Raw genomic sequence first — 21,003 nt, 5'->3', positions numbered from 1 at the left:
TGAACATTCGTAAACCTAATTATAGGATTCGGATGTTTTTTTCTATTTATGGAGATTCAATTAAAATTTTTCTTTTAATTGAAAAATATGCAGAAATATAAATTTACAGTTTATCCATTCTTATAATTTAAAGGTCGGTGAGAAATAAATAGAGGATGAATAAAGCTTAATGGATAAATTATCAATTGTTGTGCCTTGTTTTAATGAAGAGGAATCTATACCGTTATTCTACTCAGCAGTACATAAGGTATTAGAAAAAATTTCTAATCTTGAGTCAGAGTATTGGTTTGTTAATGATGGTTCAAAGGATTCTAGCTTGGCAAAGATGAAAGAATTACGTGAAAAGGATAAGCATGTTCACTATATTTCCTTTTCACGTAATTTTGGTAAAGAAGCCGCATTATATGCAGGCTTGCAAAACGCAACAGGCAACTATGTTGTAGTAATGGATGTAGATTTGCAAGATCCACCTAAGTTTTTGCCTAAAATGTATGACTTGATTAAGTCTGGTCAATATGACTCTGTGGGATGTAGGCGTGTAGATCGCAAAGGTGAGAATAAATTTAAATCATTTCTAAGTGATAAATTCTACGCTGTCATCAATAAAATATCGAAGACTCAAATTGTACCGGGTGCGCGTGATTATCGTATGATGACCAGACAAATGGTTGATGCCGTTTTATCTATGAAAGAGTATAGCCGTTTTTCCAAAGGTATTTTTTCATGGGTAGGATTTAAGACCAAATATCTTGAATATCACAATATTGAACGTGTAGCTGGTGAGACTGATTGGACTACTTGGAAACTATTTAAATATGCAATGAATGGAATTGCAGATTTCTCCCAAGCACCTTTGAACCTTGCAGTTTGGATTGGACTTTTTTCTTTTGCATTATCCCTGCTTGGGATTTTGTTCATTATTATTAGAAAAATCGTCAGTCCAGCTTCAAGTGTTTTTGGTTGGGCAAGTTTAGTTGCAGTTATTTTGCTAATTGGGGGATTGCAGCTTCTGTGTATCGGTATAATTGGCCGATATGTTGGAAAAATTTATCTTCAAGTTAAAAATCGTCCAGTTTATATAGTTAAAGAAAAGGAATAATGAATGAAAAATATTAAGTGGGAAAAAGTCTGGGGAGTAGTTTGGTCATATTTAGTATTTATTGCAGTAACAACGATTATGATTTGGCCACAATTAAAAATAGGAGTTTTTACAAGCGGTGCAGATACATTCTTTCATTCTGCTCGCTTTTACGATGCTGCGATGCAAATACATAATCATAATTTTAGTTTTTTTCAATCAAATTATGGTTTCCAACAATCCGGTCGTGTCATCAATGCGTTGTATGGACCAGGTTTTGCATATTTAAATGGATTAATTTTATTGATGGTAAAAACGTGGTTTAATTATCAAATTTTAACAGATTACTTTATCTGTTTATTGGGTGCAGGTACTATGATGTGCCTTTTGCAATATGTAAAAATTAATAAACCACTTTCTGTACTTCTGAGTATTCTTTTTATAAATATTGGTATGATCCCATCATATATAAATAGTAATACTTTTAATGGATGGGGACAAGCATGGATGCCACTAGTTTTACTGTGTGGTGTACGAATGATTATAGACAAGAAAAGACCGATTAACTGGATACAGTTAATGGTAGTTATGAGCGTAATTATTCAAATTCATATATTGAGTACTTTAATGGCTGTTTTTTTGTTAATACCCTTTTTTATAATTTGTTTATGCATACATAAAAATGATAAAATATGGATTGAGTTATCTAAAGCAATTCTTGGAACTATATGTTTAACAGCAAATGTTTGGGGAGCATATATAGCTTTATATTCTTCTAATAGACTTGCAACTCCTGATGCATATGATTTGAGATTGGGTGGAGTTCAGTTAAGTGGATATAAAGGTTATTTTGGAACTTATGGAACAGTATCTGGTCACATATTACCGTTAGTGTTGTTTTTAATTATCTTACAATTCATATTCATAATTCGTAATTTTAAGCAGAATCTTGTTAATACAACTGTTACTATTTATGGTTTGATCATTCTGGCTGTAGCCTCAATTTATTTTCCATGGGGTGTTGTTCAAAGAATTTTTCCATTCACAAAATCATTGTTTCAATTTCCGTATCGATTAATAGTAATTGCTTACCCATTATTAATATTGGGAATAGGATTAACAATTCGACTTAATTTTATGCAAGTAAATTGGAAAAAATATATATCTATTATATTTGTTGGCCTTGCATTAATTGAAAGCATAGTTTCAACAGTACGCACAACGCGTTATTTTAGTTCATATCATACAGTTAGCGCTACAGTGCAGCGTGCAAGTAAAGATAAGGATTTATCTAAGATCTTTGATAATAAAGTTTATGGTAGACAGTCTGATTACCTTTCAGTTTCTAAAGATTATGTTCCTGGAAAAATGAATAATTTATATAGGAAGAAAGTACTAAAGAAACAGAAAGGTTATAAGCATTTTGTAGATCACAATCGTTTAATACTCAAATGGAATGCTGAAAATAGTAAAAAGGTTACATTGCCATTAGTAATGTATTCTCAAAGTGAACTGATTGTAAACGGAAAACATTTTAATGGAAAGAAAAATCCGGTAGGAAGCCCAATTATTTCACAGAGAAAAGGAGCCAACAGCGCAATTTTGAGTTTTAAAGTTCCTACATATTTTTATGTATTGTTGTGGGTAACGATTGTTTCTTGGGTTATATTATTAATTTTTGGTTTATATAAAGTTGGATTGAAATTTACAAAATGATAAATAAAAAAGTTGAAGGTATATTAAAAAAGATTTGGCCATATCTGGTATTTATTGTAGTTGCCATTCTTTTGGTTAGTTATCAAATTCAAAAGCATACCACTATCGTAGTTGCAGATAGTTATTTTCATTTTTCTCGTTTTTATGATGCGGCCGAACAAATTAAGAACCATAATTTTAGTTATTTTCAAATGAATTATAGTTTTAATCAGACCGGCAGAATAATTAATGGTTTCTATGGGCCATTTTTTGCATATCTGATGGGCGGATTACTGCTTTTAGTAAAGAATTGGTTTAATTTTCAAATAATAACTACATTCTTAATATCTTTAATTTCAAGTGTTGGAATGTATTTATGCTCTAAAAAGGTAACTAACAATACAATAATTAGTACTTTAGTAGGTATTATTTATATGTCACAAGTAAAACTATGGAGTAGTGGTTCAACTTTTACATCAATTAGTTCCATGCTTGTGCCGTTCGTCTTATTATGTGGAATTAGAATGGTAACTAACCATGAAAAACCAATTAATTGGATACAATTAGCGTTGATTATGGGAATAGTTTCGCAAATCCATGTTTTAAGTATTGTTCTATTTATAATTCTATTATTACCATTCTTTATTAGCGGATTAGTAAAAGCAAAAAGTAAATCAAGAATGTGGTTGGATTTGCTTTTTGCTGTATTGATAACTTTCTTACTTACAGCAAATATTTGGTTTAGCCTTTGCTATGCCAAATTAGGTGAGAATCTATTTAATCCAATTTCTACAAGTATGACAGGAGGAGCAATTTCTCTTCGTCGTTTTACCATACTTACAATTGTCGTATATTTGATTCAATTGGTTTACGTGATAATCCATTGGAAAAAATGTTTTTTAAATAGTTTTATAACAAGTCTAGCAGTTGTATTCGGAGTATTGTCTACTAAAATTTTTCCATGGAGATTGATTCAACAGCATTTTCCAATTTTAAAAGAAACATTTCAATATCCAAGACGAATTAGTGTTTTGTTTATTCCTTTAATTTTAATTGCACTTGGAATAACAGCTAATGAAATAGTGAAAAAAGATAATAGAGAAATTAGCGTAGGCGTTATTGTATTGCTTAGTTTAGTATTTTTAAGTAGTTATAATCGTACAATAAGATTGAATAGTTTTTATACTGTTAATACTTTTATGCTGAATACGGAAGAAAATCATAGGCAAATTGCTGCCGTTAGGTCTAAGAATCCAGGTGAGTTATTTGTAAAAAAGATTATAACAGAACCGGATTATTTGCCTAAGTATAAGAATATTTCTAGTAGAAAAGCTATTCGAGTTTATAGCAAGACTTTAAAGGATTCTAATAGCAGGTTTAAACATAAAGTCCTTTCTAAAGAAAGATTAGAAATTAGTTGGAAAGGAAAATCCTTAAAAGAAATCACACTACCTTTAGTTATCTATAAGAGATCCCAATTGATATTAAATGGTAAACAAGTTGGTAATGCGCACAAAAATGCTGTAGGAATGCCTCGAGTTAAACAATTAGTTGGTAAAAACGTTGCAATTCTTAGTTTTAAGACCTCATTCTTATTTAAGATGCTTGTAACCATTGCTATCTTAAGCTGGATAATAATATCTGTATCAGGTATTTCATTTACAATCAAAGAACGAAGAAACGGCAAGAGTGAAGTTTTATGAGAAAAGTAATACCGAAATACCTTTTATGGATGTTGGTTAGCATCTTTGCATTTTTACAAATATTAGGTGGACAATCAAATTTTATGGTTTTATCCTTCAAGGGCTTGTCTGCTTCAATACTAAATAATGTGTTTATTATACTTATATCTTTAATATTGGGGTATAAATACAGCGGTAAGAAAATAAAACCAGTTAATGTATTTATATACTGGATTTTGGCAGTAATAACTTTAATGATTGTATATCTAGCATACTGGATCAGATATCCTCAGAACATGAATATCTGGCAATTACTGCATATATTTTTTCCAGTCTTAACTAGTAGTTCGGCTATGTTAACCGGACTGCTTTGTTGTATTCTAGTCCAACCATACTTGTATGATTTGCAAGCAAGACTTAGTGCAAAACAAAATACATTATTATTAATAGCATTAACATTACTAGGTTTTACTATTTCAGTGGGGAAATATTCTTTTGATAAATCAATATACGGTCTATATTTGATTCTATTTTTTGCTTGGGGAATGTTTTTAGCAAAAACACGTACTTCAAGAAAGTTTCGTATTAGTCTCACTATCTCAACAATTATTTCATTATTGGTCATGATCCTTGGAGTATATGGCTTTTATGCTATTTACTGGTATCAAAGACTTGAACGAGGAAAAGTTGTTGACTGGAATTATCAATTATTGTCGAATATAACTTCGCCTTTAGTATTTATTGTGACTATCACTCTCTTTCTAATTTCTGAAAAAGCAATTAAGAAGTTAAGTGTTAATAACTTAATAATCTTTATACCAGTAATTATTTTTGCACAAGCTAAAAATGATACTTTCTTCCTGGTAAGATCTTTCTTGCCAGACCATCTTAATTTCATTTTCTCAATAGTGATTCTATTGATATTAGATTATGGAATTACTTTTTTCTACCGAAGGTTTATTTTAAACTTTAGATCAGTTAAAAAAATATTGAGTAATAATGATGATCTTTTGAAATTTTTAAGCAGGTTTTGTCATCAACTATTTAATTGGATCCAAAAAAATAAAGTAGCTTTATTAACTTTGGTTTGGTTACTTATTTTAAGCTTTAGCTCTTATTTGATTGTGTCTGATCATTTAAAGGTCAGTGTATTAAATAATACTAGTTGTAATGCAATAACCTTTTTACTAGCACAAGAAACTGGAACGATAGTTTTAACGGCTATTTTTTTGTATGTTGTGTTTATGCTGGTATATTTAATACATACCAGATATTGGTTTTCTATAATATTAGTGAGTCTATTAACAATTTTTTGGTCAATTGCTAATAAGATAAAGCTAAATATAAGAGGGGATGCAATTTTTCCTGACGATTTAAACGAAGTAATCAATGTTAAAACTTTGATTCCAATGATTGACCAAAAAATGATTCTGGCAAGTGAAATAGTAATTTTACTTGTGATCATCCTGGATGTTTTCTTAGAGATAAAACATCCAATTAAATTGACCGTGTCATGGAAAAAGAAATTAATCCTAGGCTTATTAAGTATTTTGGTTTTGATAACGCCACTTCATTTTAATCATAAGGGGAACGTAATCTACTACATCAGTCGCAGTTTTGGTAATAAATCTTCTTTTAACAATTCTAAACAAGATCTTCAATTGCATGGACCGGTTCTTACCTTTTTAGATTATATTGATCAAGTTCATGTAATGAATGAACCAAAAGGATATACGAAGGATAGAATTGATCGGATAAATGCCAGATATCGAAAAGTAGCTCAAAAAATCAATCGACAAAGAAAGAATAAATTAAATAAACAAACTATTGTTTTCAACCTGAGTGAAAGTTTCGTTGATCCGTACACTTTTCCAGAAATGAAATTTAAACCCGGTTTTGTTAATCCAATCAAATACATTCAGTCTTTAAAGTATACTAGCACATATGGAACTATGCTTTCCGATGGATATGGTGGTGGAACTGGAGATATGGAATGGGCAAGTTTAACAGGATTAAGTATGGGTATTTTCAAAACGCCTGTAATTCCATTCGTTCAAATTGTTCCGAAGCATCAATTTTATCCAACTATTGGTATGGACTTTAACTATAGTTCCGCCATTCACCCATTTAATGGGACCTATTATTCACGAATTGAGGATTATCAAAGATTTAAATTTAACAAGTTTATCTATAATGGTTCAAAGTACCCAGTTATCGATCAGCATAAAATAGATAAATCACCTTATAATTCTGACTTTACTGCATATTCTAATGGGTTAAAGCAAATTAAGGATTATCCTCAAGGGCAGTTTATGAATATAATTACTATTCAGAATCATATGCCATATAATAACTGGTATTCTAAGAACAATTATGCCAATTTGTTCAGTAGTAAGTTGCTTGATGAAGCTGACAAACAACAAATGGCCACTTATATTAAAGGCTTGAATTATACAGGTAAAGCTGTAAAGAGATTTATTAATCAAATTGATAAGATTAACAAGCCAATTACATTCGTGTTCTATGGGGATCATTATCCTAAGATAATAGTTCAAAACTATGTAGCAAAGTATCCAATTAAAATGCATTCCACTCGTTACTTTATTTATGCAAACAAGTACGCACGAGAACATGGTGTGAAGAGTAAGTTAACCGATAGAACTTCCTTTGTTAGTGCAAGTAATTTTATTGCCATGACCCTGGCACAAACTAATTCGAAAGTTACACCTTACCAAGCGCTTTTAACTAGAATTTGGCAAGAATTACCTACTATTACAGTTAATTACAAGGGTAAAAAGAATCCAGAGCTTATTAACCAGTCAGGACGTAAAGTTTCTAGTAATAAACTAAATAAAAAGCAGAGACTTCTTCTGAGAGATTATAAATTGATCCAGTATGATATGACTGATGGTTCTGCTTATAGCTTAAGGGCTGAAGGATTTTATAAATAAACAAGAAAGATTAGTGAAAGTCGAAATATATGAAAAAAATAGATAGACTAATTCATTCCGAAAGCTGTATTCAGCTAATAAAGTATGTCTTGATTGGCGTTCTTGGTTTAGTAGTTGATTTTGGCGTTTATACAATTCTAACTCATTTTAAAATGAACGTTGAAATTGCTAATATTATCTCTTCAACTTTTGGCATAATTAATAATTTCTTTTGGAATTCATATGCTAATTTCAAAGTCCATGACCGATTAATATTAAGATTCATTTCTTATTTTTTAGTGGGACAAATTACTACTATCTTTACTACTATTTCATTATTTATCTTTGCTACAAAAATGGGATTTCCGCACTTGATAGTGAAGATTATTGCTACCTTTGTCGCAACGCTGATTCAATTCATAATTAATAAGATAATTACTTTTAGGAAAAGTAAGAACAAGATTTAAAGGATCATCTGTATTAATTTACAGATGGTCTTTTTGATTAATCATAATCTAAAAAATCTTCCATATGGAAGATTTCAAGTTTTTATCCTTATGTTTATTTACGATAGACACAGAAAGTGGGGATAATTAATGACCATTGGATATCAGCTTAGAAAGATACGACAATTTTTAAACTTAACTCAGTCACAAATGTGTGCAGGAATTATTAGTGAATCATTTTATTCTAAAGTTGAACATGATAAAAGTGACCTTAGCTTTGATAAACTATTAGCAATTTTAAAGGCGCATAATATATCGCTTTATGACTTCTTTGAAGCGTTTGATGAAGAAAACCTGCCTAAGGTTAAACTAAGAAAGCAAATTTATACTGCTTTTAATAATCGTAATATTAATCAACTAAAAAGAATTAAGAAGAGTTTAAATAAAAGAGATACGATTAAAATTTTAAAAATTAACTTGATGTTAGCTGCTTTGAATCGACAAGTTTATGAAATACCTGAAGAAATTCAAAAAGAGATTATGAGTAAATGCCTGAAAGTGGATCTGCGAAAACAAAAGAATTTCTGGAATCTAGCAATTTCTACATCTATATATAATTTTAGTGAATTAAGTGCATTTATAGATTATATTTTAGAAAATTCAACTGAATTAGAGAGACCGTAAAATAGTTTGTGTAAGGATGAATGATTCCTTAAATTAATTTTCAAAAACATTAGAAAAAGGAGTTCCTTTCTCGTATGATTGGTTTGAACAAAAAACACATACAGAAAGAAGAACTCCTTCATGAATGATTTTACCAAAAATATGGCTCAAGCTCTATTCAATCAAGACAAAATTAATGATTTATTGCGTAAAGAATTACAACAAGCAGTTAATGACTTGTTAGAAGCTGAATTAACTTCCTTTTTAGGTTATAATCCTTATGCCAGAGCTGGCTGGAATACCGGCAATTCTAGGAACGGTGCCTACTTTCGCAAGGTGGATACGCAGTTTGGCAAAATTGAAATCCAGGTGCCACGAGACCGCAACGGCCTGTTTCATCAGCACACGCTGCCTGACTACAAGCAGCATGCAGATGTGTTGGAAAACATGATCATCAAGCTTTACTCTAAAGGCGTAACTACCAGAGAGATAGCTGATTTGATTGAAAAAATGTATGGCAGCCATTACAGCCCCGCTCAAGTATCCAATATTTCTAAGCAGATGATCCCCAAGGTAGAGGCCTATCATCAGCGCAAACTCAGTGACAAGTTCTTCTGCGTTTATTTGGACACTACCTACATTCCTTTGCGTCGCATAACCTTTGATCGTGAAGCAGTTTATATTGCCATTGGCATCAAGCCTAATGGCCACAAGGAAGTCATCGATTACCGCATTGCTCCTAGCGAAAACGTCGAGAATTGGACGGAAATGCTTCAAGACATGAAGTCTCGCGGTCTAGAACAGGTTGAGCTCTTTCTTTCAGATGGCGTTGTTGGTATGAAGACAGTGCTGGAACAGACTTATCTCAAAGCCATTTTCAACGTTGTCTAGTACATGTCATGCGCAATATCTGCGCTAAAGTACGCGTAGATGATCGCGAAACGATCATGAATGAATTCAAGCAAATCCATCAACAGCCAAATAAAGAAGCTGCGATCAAAGTCTTGCACGTCTTCTATGACAAGTGGAACAGAGCTTATAATCATGTCATCAGAAACCTCAAGGGGATTGAGCCAGATCTGCTGGCCTTTTATGACTATCCTAAACAAATCAGAAGTTCAATCTATTCAACTAACATGATTGAATCCTTTAATAATGTTGTTAAGCGCAAAGCCAAACCTAAAGCAGAATTTCCAAATGAACAGTCATTAGATACTTTTATTGGAATACAAGCAATGAGCTACAATGATCGATATTTCAAGCGAATTCATAAAGGCTTTGGTCAAGTACAAGACACTCTAGAATCCTATTTTGAATAAATAATTAATTAAAAAAATCAATCTACGAGAAAGATTTATTTACACAAAAGATTTGACAGTTTCAAGTCTAAAGTTAGATTGTATAACTCTAAAGGTAAATATCTTAAAAAGTATATAGCTAAGAACAAGAAAGTAATATTTGATCAAAAGAAATTTATAAAAGACTCAGTTTTCTATCATATTAAAAGCTATGGTAAAGGTCATGCAAAATCTGGTTATTGGGTAAGAAAAGAAAATATTAACTTAAAAGAGAAGAATAAATAATATATCAAAACTAAAAGAGCGAGAATGTATTGAATGATACATCTCGCTTTTTATTTGGTATTGTTATAATTCAACGAAGTCATCATCCGTGGAATTATTAATCCGTTTCATTATAGTATTTAAAGTACCAGATAGTATTTAAAGTACCAGTTTTTTCTAGATATTCTAATTCCTTTAAATGATGATATTCTTTTTTAGCCATTATAATCTTGAATAAATCTTTTCGTAAATCGGTTAGTGTGATAATCTTCATGACTGGCCCTCCTCGTAATATATAGTATGGCGTACTTCAACTATTAATACTAGAATAAAGAATATAAAACGCAGAAGGGATAGACGAATGAAAAAGCTCATCACAATAATTTTTCTAGCGATGTTTCCATTTAATTGTGGGTTCATGAACATCGCTCACCGCGGTGATAACGAGCAGGGAAAATACGCTGAACACAGCTTTGCAGCGTATGACCGTGCTGTTTGCGCACAAGTTGATTATTTAGAACTAGATTTGCAAGAAAGCAGCGACCATGTTTTAGTTGTCAGTCACGATGATAATCTGAGTCGCGTTTTTGGCGTGGATGAAGCAATTGAGAAGAACAATTTTAAAAAGCTAACTAATTATCGTAATCAAAGCGGCGAAAGCATTCATTCACTCGAAGAAGTTTTTCAACGTTATCAAAACAATCCGCAAGTGAAATTTATGTTAGAGCCAAAAGGCGATGGCGAAGATGCTAAAAGAATAGTTGAGTTACTTAATAAGTATCATTTACAAAAACGGATTTTATTTGAATCATTTTCTAGTGCTGCACTCAAGAAGCTTGCTCGTCTTGTACCCAAAATTCCGCGCACGCAGCTTGCTGGCTCTTACAAGGCAACAGGTCACAGTCAAGATTTTGCTGCTAGCTTTTATACTGCAGATGCGGCCAACTATTTACATGATAAAAACAAAAAGTACATGCTCTGGGGTGTGAACAGCAATAAGCAGATGCACAAGTTTTTAAATCCTGATAAGGGTGTTACCGGCTTATTGACTGATTTCCCAGTTCGTTTGGCAAAAATTTTGCAAGAAAATAATTATTTTCGCATTTATTATCAACCAGTAACTTTTCCTACTGAAAATCTTGCCGCCAATCTTAAGTTAAATAATGGTCATCAAGTAAAAGCAGATCAGGTTAAATTGGTAAATAATCGACTTTGGTATCATGTTCAGCCTAACATGTGGCTCAACGAGCAGAATCTGGCTCACCATGATTCTTTGGCTCCTCGTGCCCAAGTCGGCTTGGTTAAGGTTGATCAAGCAACGCCGGTTTGGACGGATCTTTATTTTAAGAAGTCAGCTGGTAAAACCTTGCGTGCACACAGTCATTGGAATTATTTTGCGGTAGCTAAATATCACGGCAAGCGCGTCTACAATTTAGGCGGTAATCAATGGATTAAGTAAATAGCAAAGCCTATGCTTGTTTTCAATATATTTAAATAATAAGGAAGGTAGTATACTGCAGAACTAATAGTTAAATAATTATGGTTAAGATAAGAGAAATAATTAATTCAGAGAGTTTTGTTCAACTAGTAAAATATGTGCTAATTGGTATCTTAGGCTTAGTCGTTGATTTTGGCATCTATACGATTCTGACCTATTTTAAGGTTAATGTTGAAATCGCCAATATCATTTCGTCAACTTGCGGAATAATCAATAACTTCTTTTGGAATTCATACACTAATTTTAAGGTTCATGATCATTTGATAGTTCGCTTTATTTCATATTTTCTTGTTGGACAAATCACCACTGTCTTTACGACACTGTCGCTATTTATTTTTGTTAATCAATTGGGATATCCGCACTTGATTGTAAAAATTGTAGCTACCTTTGTCGCAACTTTGATTCAATTTATTATCAATAAGATAATTACTTTTAAAAAAGTCAGGAATAATAAATGAAGAATTTGTCAATTGTTGTACCATGTTTCAACGAACAGGAAACTGTTCCGCTTTTTTATGCCGCGACGCAGAAAGTATTGCAAAAGATGCCAGTTAAAGCTGAATATTGGCTAGTAGATGATGGCTCTAAAGACAATACTTTACAAGAAATAAAAAAATTGCACCAAGAAAATCCTGCAGTGCATTATATTTCTTTCTCAAGAAATTTTGGTAAGGAATCCGCGATTTATGCTGGACTTAAGGCAGCTACAGGAGATTATATCGTTTTAATGGATGTGGATTTACAGGATCCACCCGAGTTTTTGCCTAAGATGTATCGTCTTCTTCAAACTGGCAAGTATGATGCTGTGGGATGCCGCAGAGTCGATCGTACGGGTGAAAGTAAATTTAAGTCATTTTTGAGTGATCAGTTTTATAAAGTTATTAATAAAATTTCTAAAACTGAAATTGTTCCAGGTGCTCGAGATTATCGCATGATGACGCGTCAAATGGTTAATGCTGTTTTATCAATGCCAGAATACAGCCGCTTTTCTAAAGGAATTTTTTCTTGGGTTGGCTTTAAAACAAAGTATTTAGAATACCATAATGTAGAGCGTGTTGCTGGTAAAACGGACTGGACAACTAAAAAATTATTTAAGTATGCTTTAAGCGGAATCGCAGATTTTTCGCAGGCTCCCTTAGATTTATCTGTTTGGATTGGCATAATTTCCTTTATCCTATCAATTGCTGGACTCATTTTCGTGATTGTTAGAAAAATTATTACTCCTAGTTCAAGTATCTTTGGCTGGGCAAGCCTAGTTTCCATTATTCTATTAATTGGTGGAATTCAACTGCTATGCCTTGGAATTATCGGTCATTATGTAGGCAGGATTTATTTGCAAGTGAAAAATCGACCAATTTATATTGTTAAAGAGAAAAAGTAGCAGATAGGAAAAGGAAATAAAAAGTGGGAACTAATATAAAAAAGATAGATTGGAATAAGATTGGCTTAGCCATTTATCCGTATGTGGTCATTTACTTGGAATTTATTTAATGATTAGGTTCCAAATTTTGAATCATGCGGTTCTTTTGACTAGCGATGCATTGCTTCATTTTCAGCGTTTTTATGATACTAGTATGCAAATTAAGACCGGAAATTTTTCATATTTTCAAACTAATTTTGCTTTTAGTCACTCAGGGAGAATTTTTAATGCAGTTTATGGGCCATTTTTAGCTTACATCGGTGGCTTTTTACTGCTTTTAGTACATAATTGGTTTAATTTTCAGATTTTAACTGTTTTCACTGTGCTGTTAATCGCTGGAATTGGGATGTATCGTTTAGCGTTGAAGGCTAATGTTGACGAAGTTATTGCTATTTTGCTTGCCTTGATTTATTTGCAATTTGGCATCGTAGCCGGCATTCTGCGTTTTAATTTTATGGCGTGGGGTGCGGCACTAGCGCCGTATGCGATGATGCAGGTACTATACATGATTAACGATGAACGTAAGCCAATTCTTTGGCTAAGTTTAGCTTTAATTATGTCGCTGATCGCGCAAGTACACCTGTTATCAACGGTTTACATTGCATGCACTTTTGTGCCATTTGCCATCTATGCCTTAGTTAAAACTTCAGCAAAAAAGCAAATGATAATAGATTTCTTCAAAGCGCTTGGTACGACATTAGTCTTAACGGCCAATGTTTGGGGAGGACTGCTAGTTTTATACTCACACAATAAGATTTCTCTGCCTAATCAATATAACCTGTATTATCACGTAGTTAAGTATAAAAAATTCATTAACCTTCATGGCTTTTTATTAATCTCAATGGTCTTGTTGCTTGTTTTCCAATTGATTTATGTTTTAACTCATTTACGCGAATCAGTCCTTAATACGATGGTGACAATCATTGCGCTAGTGATTTTATTGCTTGCATCAAGTTTAATGCCCTGGGCCCAGATTCAGGCACATTTTCCTAGCTTAAAATCTTTCCTCCAATTTCCGTATCGTCTGGCAGTTGGTGCCTGGCCGTTGATTTTGCTCGGAGTAGGAATTTCGATGACCAATTTAATGAAGAAAAAAGACAAATTAACTGATGTGCTCATTATAGTAGGCCTGGTCTTAACTTTTAGTCAAAATTTATCAGTTAATTATGCGATTAATCGGCAAAGAACATTAGAATTTCTTGATCCAAATTATGTTGTGATTATTCAAAGATACAGTAAAATTACGAAACATCGCAAGAAGCTGCAGCATATTTTGCGTTATACCAATAATGATTCTCTTTTTAAGGCTGGTAACCATACTGAACCAGATTATTTACCATATACCAAACATGCATCAAACGTTACGTATCAAAAGAAGATTTTAGATCAGGCTAAGCATTATCATTATCATGTGAAAGGGAACAAGCTATTTCTTACTTGGAATAGCAAAAAGGCAAAGATGAAGATGTTGCCGATTGTAATGTATCATCAATCACGCTTGACCTTGAATGGTAAATTGCAAACTAAGCTAAAGCAAAATACTATTACGCAACCAATTGTCAAAGCTAAAAAGGGTAGAAATATAGCTAGTTTACAATTTATCACGCCAATTTGGTTTAAAGCTTTATTGTTGATTAGTATTTTAGGCTGGTTTGTATTATTCGGTTACGGAATTTAGGTTAAGCATAGGAAAATAAGATTAAGCTAAATTGCGAATATAGTCTAAGTGTGGTGTTTTTAGAAAGTATAAGTTATAATAATAGTGCAGGATAGAGGTCACAGAGCCTATCAAAACTGTTTTATATAGAGGCTAGGGGGGAGCCCTATCAAAACCCTTTTATATAGAGGCCACAGAGCCTATCAAAACTGTATTCCTGCAACTATACTGCTTGGCTGGTGCAATTAACCAGCTTTTTTTATGGAGAATATATGAATTGGTGTAGTATTGACGAAACATATCTCAATTATTTGAAATCTTATGAAAGTAGAATTCCATATAGTGATTATGAAGTTAATCATTTCAAACCCTTTTTTAGACCATTATTTGAGATTGAACCAGGGATTATCTTTGTAGGTGCAATAAGTCACCCACAAGATCGTCATCGTAAAATGAAAAATAAGCCGGATTTTAGAAAAATATTTATACCGGTTCATGGAAGAGATGGAAGAATTAAAAAACATTTTGCGGGAGTTGTTCATTTAAATTATATGTTTCCTGCACCTGAGTCAGCTATCTTTAATGTGACGGCACAGAATATTACTAATTTTAGAAGGTTTTCTACAGAACAACAAAAATCAAAGTATATTGATCTTTTGAACAAAGAACTTAAAGTAATTAATAATGAAGAAAATATTGCAAGCAGGGCATATAAACTCTATTTGCGTAAACAAAAATTTCCTCAGGATCCTATTAGTCGTCGGTGTTTTAATTATGATAAATTAATTGATTTAGCGAAAAAATGGAATGATTAATGCATACTGCACATTCTTCGTCTATCTCTTTTTTCTAAAATAAATTCATGCTATAATCGTAACCAAAGCAAGAATCAAGAGGTATCGACTTCATTTACAGAGAAAAGCCAAACAGCTGAGAGGCCAGAAGTTGATTGGTAGCTTGGTTAGCTGATTAATTGAATTAAGTAGGTTAATCCGGACACTTCAGCGCCGTTATCGCTTATAAGAGAAGTACATTTTTGTACTTAACCATAGGTGGTACCGCGGTTAGTAAATCGTCCTAGACAATGTTGTCTAGGACTTTTTTTATGGAGGAATTTTAATGACAGATTTAGCACCTAAATACAACCCTAATGAGGTTGAAAAAGGCAGATATCAAACTTGGCTTGATGAAGATTTATTCAAGCCATCTGGTGACAAGAAAGTTCACCCGTATTCAATTGTTATTCCACCACCAAACGTAACTGGTAAATTACACTTAGGTCACGCATGGGATACTGCAATTCAAGATACTTTAATTCGTTTCAAGCGTATGCAAGGCTACGACACTCTTTACCTTCCAGGTATGGACCATGCTGGTATCGCTACCCAAGCTAAGGTTGAAGCAAAATTACGCAAGCAAGGCAAAGATCGTCACCAAATGGGACGTGAAGCTTTTGTTAAGCAAGTTTGGGACTGGAAAGACGAATATGCTTCAATCATCAAGGGCCAATGGGCTAAGATGGGTCTTTCACTTGACTACTCAAGAGAAAGATTTACTTTAGACAAAGGTCTTTCAAAGGCAGTTAAGAAGGTCTTCGTTCAACTTTACAAAGAAGGTCTTATTTACCGTGGTGAATACATCATTAACTGGGATCCAGCACTTCAAACTGCTTTGAGTGATATCGAAGTTATTCACAAGGACGATAAGGGTGCCTTTTACCATGTTAAGTATCCATTCGCTGATGGCTCAGGCTATGTAGAAATTGCTACTACTCGTCCTGAAACTATGTTTGGTGATACTGCAGTTGCAGTTGCACCAGGGGATGAAAGATACAAGGATATCGTTGGTAAGGAATTAGTATTGCCACTTGTTGGTCGTCATATTCCAATTATTGAAGACCAACACGTAGATCCAGAATTCGGTACTGGTTTAGTTAAGATTACTCCAGCTCATGACCCTAACGACTTCCAAGTAGGTAACCGTCACAACTTGAAGAGAATCAATGTTATGAATGACGATGGTACTATGAACGAAGAATGTGGCAAGTATGCTGGCATGGATCGTTTTGACTGTCGTGAAGCTTTAGTTAAAGATCTTAAAGAAGAAGGCTACTTAATTAAGGTTGAACCAATCGTTCACTCAGTAGGTCACTCAGAACGTTCAGGCGTTCAAGTTGAACCACGTCTTTCAAAGCAATGGTTCGTTAAGATGAAGCCACTTGCTGACAAGGTTTTGGAAAATCAAAAGACTGACGGTAAGGTAAACTTCGTTCCAGAACGTTTCGAAGGTACTTTGGACCACTGGATGGAAGATGTTCACGATTGGTGTATTTCACGTCAATTATGGTGGGGTCACCGTATTCCAGCTTGGTACAACAAGAAGACTGGTGAAACTTACGTAGGTGAAGAAGCACCTAAGGATATTGAAAACTGGGAACAAGATCCAGACGTACTTGATACTTGGTTCTCAAGTGCATTATGGCCATTCTCAACTCTTGGCTGGCCTGATACTAATTCAGAAGACTTTAAGCGTTACTTCCCAACTAATGCCTTAGTTACTGGTTACGACATTATTTTCTTCTGGGTATCAAGAATGATGTTCCAAAGTCTTCACTTTACTGGCAAGCGTCCATTTAATGATGTTGTTTTGCACGGTTTAATGCGTGACGAACAAGGACGCAAGATGAGTAAGTCACTTGGTAATGGTGTTGACCCAATGGACGTAGTTGACAAGTACGGTGCTGACGCCCTTCGTTGGTTCCTTCTTAACGGTACTGCTCCTGGTCAAGACACTCGTTACGATCCAAAGAAGTTATCAGCTGCTTGGAACTTCATTAACAAGATTTGGAACGCAAGTCGTTTCGTAATCATGAACTTACCTTCCGATGCTAAGCCTGCACACATGCCAGACGTAAGCAAGTTTGACTTGTCAGACAGATGGATCTTCGATCGTTTGAACCACACTGTTAGTGAAGTAACTCGTTTATTTGATGAATACCAATTTGGTGAAGCAGGTCGTGAAGCTTACAACTTTATCTGGAATGACTTCTGTGACTGGTACATTGAAATTTCTAAGGTTGCTTTAAATGGTGATGACGAAGAATTAAAGGCAAGAAAGCAAGAAAACTTAATTTGGATTCTGGATCAAATCTTACGTTTGATGCACCCAATTATGCCATTTGTTACTGAAAAGCTTTGGCTTTCAATGCCTCACGAAGGCAAGTCAATTATGGTAGCTGAATATCCAACTACTCATAAGGAATTTGAAAACAAGCAAGCAGACAGCGACATGGCCTTCTTAATTGAAATTATTAAGGCTGTACGTAACATTCGTATGGAGGTTAACGCACCAATGTCTAGTCCAATTGACATCATGATTCAATTAGATGATGAATCTAACAAGCATGTTTTGGACGAAAATGCTGACTACGTAGAAAACTTCTTGCATCCTAAGAAGTTGACGGTTGCTGCAGAAATCGAAGCTCCAAAGCTTGCTAAGACTGCCGTAATTCCTGGTGCACAAATCTTCGTTCCACTGACTGAATTGGTTAATGTTGATGACGAATTAGCTAAGATGGAAAAAGAAGAAAAGCGTCTTGAAGGTGAAGTAGCTCGTTCAGAAAAGAAGCTTGCCAACAAGGGCTTTGTTGATCATGCTCCAGAAGCAGTTGTTAACAAAGAAAAAGAAAAGAAAGCTGACTACGAAAGTCAATTGGCTGGTGTTCGTGAACGAATTCAAGATTTGAAAGAGAGTAAATAATTGAAATTTACCAATGCTCAAGAGGTAATTGAATATTTATATTCTTTGCCTCATTTACATCCTAAGAATGATTTGTCATTTATTAAGCGTTTGTTAAAAGAATTAGGCAAGCCGCAAGATAAAGTAAAGACGATTCATATTACAGGTACTAACGGCAAAGGTTCGACTTCATATTACTTAGCAAATTTGCTCAAAAAGGCTGGTCAGAAGACTGGCCTTTTTGTCTCACCATATGTTTATCGCTTTAATGAACGGATTCAACTAAATGGTGAGGATATTAGCGATCATGATTTGGTCAATACAGCTAACATAGTTCAAGCGGCTTTGGAAAAGATTAAAAGACAAGATCCAGATTTTTCATTAGTTACGTTTGAATATGAAGTCGCCTTAGCCTTTGTTTATTTTGCTCAAGAAAAATGTGATTATGCCGTAATTGAGGTAGGAATTGGCGGCGAGCATGATAAGACTAATGTGATTATGCCCGAAATCAGCATCATTACGACAATTGGCTTAGATCATGAACAGATTATTGGGCCAACTATACAAGATATTGCTCGTGAGAAGAGTGGCATTATCAAGCATGCACGTCCTGTGGTGTTAGGCAATGTACCACAAGATGTTTTGCCGATTTTAGAGACTAAAGCAAGTGAAAAGCATGCTCCCGTTTTTCGTTTGGGACAAGATTTTACAGTACAGGTTAATCAACAGATTATTTATCAAACTAGACAAACTAAATTGAAGTTTAATTTAAGGCCACAAGTTGAAGCTTATGATATTGCTGTAGCTGTCAAAGCATTTTCTTTATTAAATTTGAAGCTGGATGCGTTTCAGATAGAGACAGCAATTAATCAAACGACGATCCCAGGCCGCTATTATGTTTTACAAAAACAGCCATTGATTGTCTTAGATGGTGCCCATAACATTCAAGCAATGACTAATTTGCTCAATGTGATTCATGCTCAAGCTCAAAAACGTCAAGGTCATTTGTATGTCCTGATTACGATGATGAAGGATAAAGATTTAGAGCAGGTTTTTGATCTGTTTAATTCGGCTGACGAAGTATTGCTGACCAGTTTGAACTATCCTAGAGTTGCCAAGAAAAATGATTTTCCCATTAGTGTTCAAAGACGCTATAATTATGAAGGGGATTATCGGACCGGTTTTACCAAATTAAAAGAAAAAATGACTAGTAATGATATTTTATTAGTGACTGGCTCCTTTTATTTGGTGAGCGCAGTTTTAAATTGGAAAGGAAAATGCGATGCAAGTTAAAGGAATAGCTGATGATATTCAGGGCGTAATCTTTGACATGGATGGCCTGTTAATTAATTCTGAAAAATTGTATTGGGATGCAAACATTCAAGCAGCCGAAGAAGAAAAAATCGGAACGCCGCGGGATGCTTATCTGAAATTAACGGGTGCTACTGTTAAAGAAATGCAGGATTTTTATCATAAGTATTTCAAGACCGAAGCTGACCGTGACCGATTTATTAAACGGACCGATGATCTGGTCTGGCAGTGGACAGATGAAGGTAAATTGAAGTTGCAACCAGGTGTTCAAGAAGCGCTTGATGAATTTCAGAAGCGTAATTTACGCATGGCAATCGCTTCTAGCAACTATGAAGACGTTTTGCAGCACGCACTCTGGGCTACTGGGGTGAGAAATTATTTTGATTTTTACCTTAGTTACTTGGACGTGCAGAAGGGTCATATTAAGGCCAAACCTGCGCCGGATATTTATTTAGCAGCTGCTAAAAAAATGGGACTGCCTAAGAAAAATATTTTGGTATTTGAAGATTCTTCAACTGGTGTGCAAGCAGCCGCTAGTGCTGGTTTAAAGTGCATCATGGTACCGGATTTGATTTCACCAACAGAGCAAGATAAAGAAAATGCTATAATGATTTGCCAAAACTTTTTTGAATTTCTGAAAAAAATTTAGCCCTTTTTTGCGTAATAAGTAATGAGGGGGAATTTTTATGAATTTAAATTCAAATCATTGCTTTGTAAATACAGACCTAGAATTGTTGGCTCAGCTGTTTGAACAATTTAAGGATTATAAGATTAGTAGCTTTAAGGAGTTAGAGTGTTTTTTGAAACGAAAAAGACTTACTTCTTTTGATGAGCTAATCCAATTTGTAACAGGTCCTAATTGTGCAAATGAGTTAGCTGTTACGGCTGAAGAAGTATTGGATCGTTTGCGTCAGGCATCGCCTCATCGTAAGGCAATCTTGACTTCTAGCGTAGAAGTAGGTAACTACTTAGCTGACAAGTTAGTAGGTCATAAGCAAGAGGAGCTGTGGGCATTGTATGTTGATAATGGTAGTCACATCATTGCCGAAAAAAAGCTATTTCAAGGCACATTGAATAGGTCAGTTGCCCATCCGCGAGAGATTTTTCGCTGGGCTGTGATTTATGGCTGTGCGGGGATTTTTATTGCTCATAATCATCCAAGTGGTAAGCTAATGCCATCTTCCAGTGATTTTAAATTAACGGAAGATTTACAAAAGGCTGCTAAGATGATGAAAATAGACCTGTTAGATCATTTTATTATTGGTCAAGGACAATATTTGAGCATGCGTGAGAAGAAATTGTTTTAAAGTTCTTTAAAATTCA

The 21,003-nt window shown here is 34.1% G+C and carries 16 protein-coding genes and 1 pseudogene; 16 read left to right on the top strand and 1 reads right to left on the bottom strand.

Annotated elements, in window-relative coordinates; translation table 11 throughout:
* Nucleotides 1-169: 169 nt before the first annotated feature.
* The 7 genes and pseudogenes from ICI50_RS06705 (at nucleotide 170) to ICI50_RS06675 (ending at nucleotide 9,813) form a co-directional block, all read left to right on the top strand.
* On the top strand, nucleotides 170-1,099 hold the full coding sequence (locus ICI50_RS06705; protein WP_188891375.1) for a glycosyltransferase family 2 protein: 930 nt from the start codon (nucleotides 170-172) through the stop codon (nucleotides 1,097-1,099).
* Nucleotides 1,100-1,102: 3 nt separating this feature from the next.
* Nucleotides 1,103-2,794 carry a cell division protein gene (locus ICI50_RS06700; protein ID WP_188891373.1) on the top strand — a complete coding sequence of 564 codons (1,692 nt, stop codon included), beginning with the start codon at nucleotides 1,103-1,105 and terminating at the stop codon, nucleotides 2,792-2,794.
* Nucleotides 2,791-4,476, top strand: coding sequence for a glycosyltransferase family protein (locus tag ICI50_RS06695; RefSeq protein ID WP_188891371.1), 1,686 nt, complete (start codon nucleotides 2,791-2,793; stop codon nucleotides 4,474-4,476). Before ICI50_RS06700 ends, ICI50_RS06695 begins: the two co-directional genes overlap by 4 nt.
* The gene (locus tag ICI50_RS06690; RefSeq protein WP_188891369.1) at nucleotides 4,473-7,406 is read left to right on the top strand and encodes an LTA synthase family protein; all 2,934 of its coding nucleotides are present in this window, start codon (nucleotides 4,473-4,475) and stop codon (nucleotides 7,404-7,406) included. Before ICI50_RS06695 ends, ICI50_RS06690 begins: the two co-directional genes overlap by 4 nt.
* Before the next feature lie 29 nt (nucleotides 7,407-7,435).
* The gene (locus tag ICI50_RS06685) at nucleotides 7,436-7,852 is read left to right on the top strand and encodes a GtrA family protein (protein ID WP_173009061.1); all 417 of its coding nucleotides are present in this window, start codon (nucleotides 7,436-7,438) and stop codon (nucleotides 7,850-7,852) included.
* Between the two features lie 129 nt (nucleotides 7,853-7,981).
* A complete protein-coding gene (locus tag ICI50_RS06680; protein WP_244040387.1) occupies nucleotides 7,982-8,515 on the top strand; it encodes a helix-turn-helix domain-containing protein in 534 nt (177 codons plus the stop codon).
* Between the two features lie 120 nt (nucleotides 8,516-8,635).
* Nucleotides 8,636-9,813: pseudogene (locus tag ICI50_RS06675) on the top strand (IS256 family transposase).
* A gap of 361 nt (nucleotides 9,814-10,174) precedes the next feature.
* Here the strand turns inward: ICI50_RS06675 and ICI50_RS06670 are convergent.
* The gene (locus ICI50_RS06670; protein ID WP_244040259.1) at nucleotides 10,175-10,330 is read right to left on the bottom strand and encodes a hypothetical protein; all 156 of its coding nucleotides are present in this window, start codon (nucleotides 10,328-10,330) and stop codon (nucleotides 10,175-10,177) included.
* A gap of 87 nt (nucleotides 10,331-10,417) precedes the next feature.
* Here ICI50_RS06670 and ICI50_RS06665 point away from each other — a divergent pair, with 87 nt between their 5' ends.
* The 9 genes from ICI50_RS06665 (at nucleotide 10,418) to ICI50_RS06625 (ending at nucleotide 20,987) form a co-directional block, all read left to right on the top strand.
* Nucleotides 10,418-11,515 carry a glycerophosphodiester phosphodiesterase gene (locus ICI50_RS06665; protein ID WP_013854344.1) on the top strand — a complete coding sequence of 366 codons (1,098 nt, stop codon included), beginning with the start codon at nucleotides 10,418-10,420 and terminating at the stop codon, nucleotides 11,513-11,515.
* Nucleotides 11,516-11,595: 80 nt separating this feature from the next.
* Nucleotides 11,596-12,012, top strand: coding sequence for a GtrA family protein (locus ICI50_RS06660; RefSeq protein ID WP_012211687.1), 417 nt, complete (start codon nucleotides 11,596-11,598; stop codon nucleotides 12,010-12,012).
* Entirely contained in the window at nucleotides 12,009-12,935 is a 927-nt protein-coding gene (locus tag ICI50_RS06655; protein ID WP_013854343.1) for a glycosyltransferase family 2 protein, read from the top strand. Before ICI50_RS06660 ends, ICI50_RS06655 begins: the two co-directional genes overlap by 4 nt.
* 109 nt (nucleotides 12,936-13,044) lie before the next feature.
* The gene (locus tag ICI50_RS06650) at nucleotides 13,045-14,652 is read left to right on the top strand and encodes a hypothetical protein (RefSeq protein WP_056941274.1); all 1,608 of its coding nucleotides are present in this window, start codon (nucleotides 13,045-13,047) and stop codon (nucleotides 14,650-14,652) included.
* Between the two features lie 251 nt (nucleotides 14,653-14,903).
* Entirely contained in the window at nucleotides 14,904-15,446 is a 543-nt protein-coding gene (locus ICI50_RS06645; RefSeq protein ID WP_013854341.1) for a type III toxin-antitoxin system ToxN/AbiQ family toxin, read from the top strand.
* Between the two features lie 304 nt (nucleotides 15,447-15,750).
* Nucleotides 15,751-18,390 (top strand): valine--tRNA ligase, encoded by a 2,640-nt coding sequence (locus ICI50_RS06640; protein ID WP_095342067.1) that lies wholly within the window; start codon nucleotides 15,751-15,753, stop codon nucleotides 18,388-18,390.
* Nucleotides 18,391-19,662, top strand: coding sequence for a bifunctional folylpolyglutamate synthase/dihydrofolate synthase (locus ICI50_RS06635; RefSeq protein WP_013854339.1), 1,272 nt, complete (start codon nucleotides 18,391-18,393; stop codon nucleotides 19,660-19,662).
* Nucleotides 19,652-20,329: an HAD family hydrolase gene (locus ICI50_RS06630; protein WP_013854338.1), complete on the top strand. Its 678-nt coding sequence runs from the start codon at nucleotides 19,652-19,654 to the stop codon at nucleotides 20,327-20,329. The genes ICI50_RS06635 and ICI50_RS06630 overlap by 11 nt, the downstream gene beginning before the upstream one ends.
* Nucleotides 20,330-20,366: 37 nt before the next feature.
* Nucleotides 20,367-20,987 (top strand): JAB domain-containing protein, encoded by a 621-nt coding sequence (locus ICI50_RS06625; RefSeq protein ID WP_013854337.1) that lies wholly within the window; start codon nucleotides 20,367-20,369, stop codon nucleotides 20,985-20,987.
* Nucleotides 20,988-21,003 lie beyond the last annotated feature (16 nt).

This window comes from Lactobacillus kefiranofaciens, assembly GCF_014656585.1.
GTDB lineage: Bacteria > Bacillota > Bacilli > Lactobacillales > Lactobacillaceae > Lactobacillus > Lactobacillus kefiranofaciens.
The sequence above is the reverse complement of the archived record's forward strand: the minus strand, read 5'-3'. Positions and strand labels throughout refer to the sequence as shown.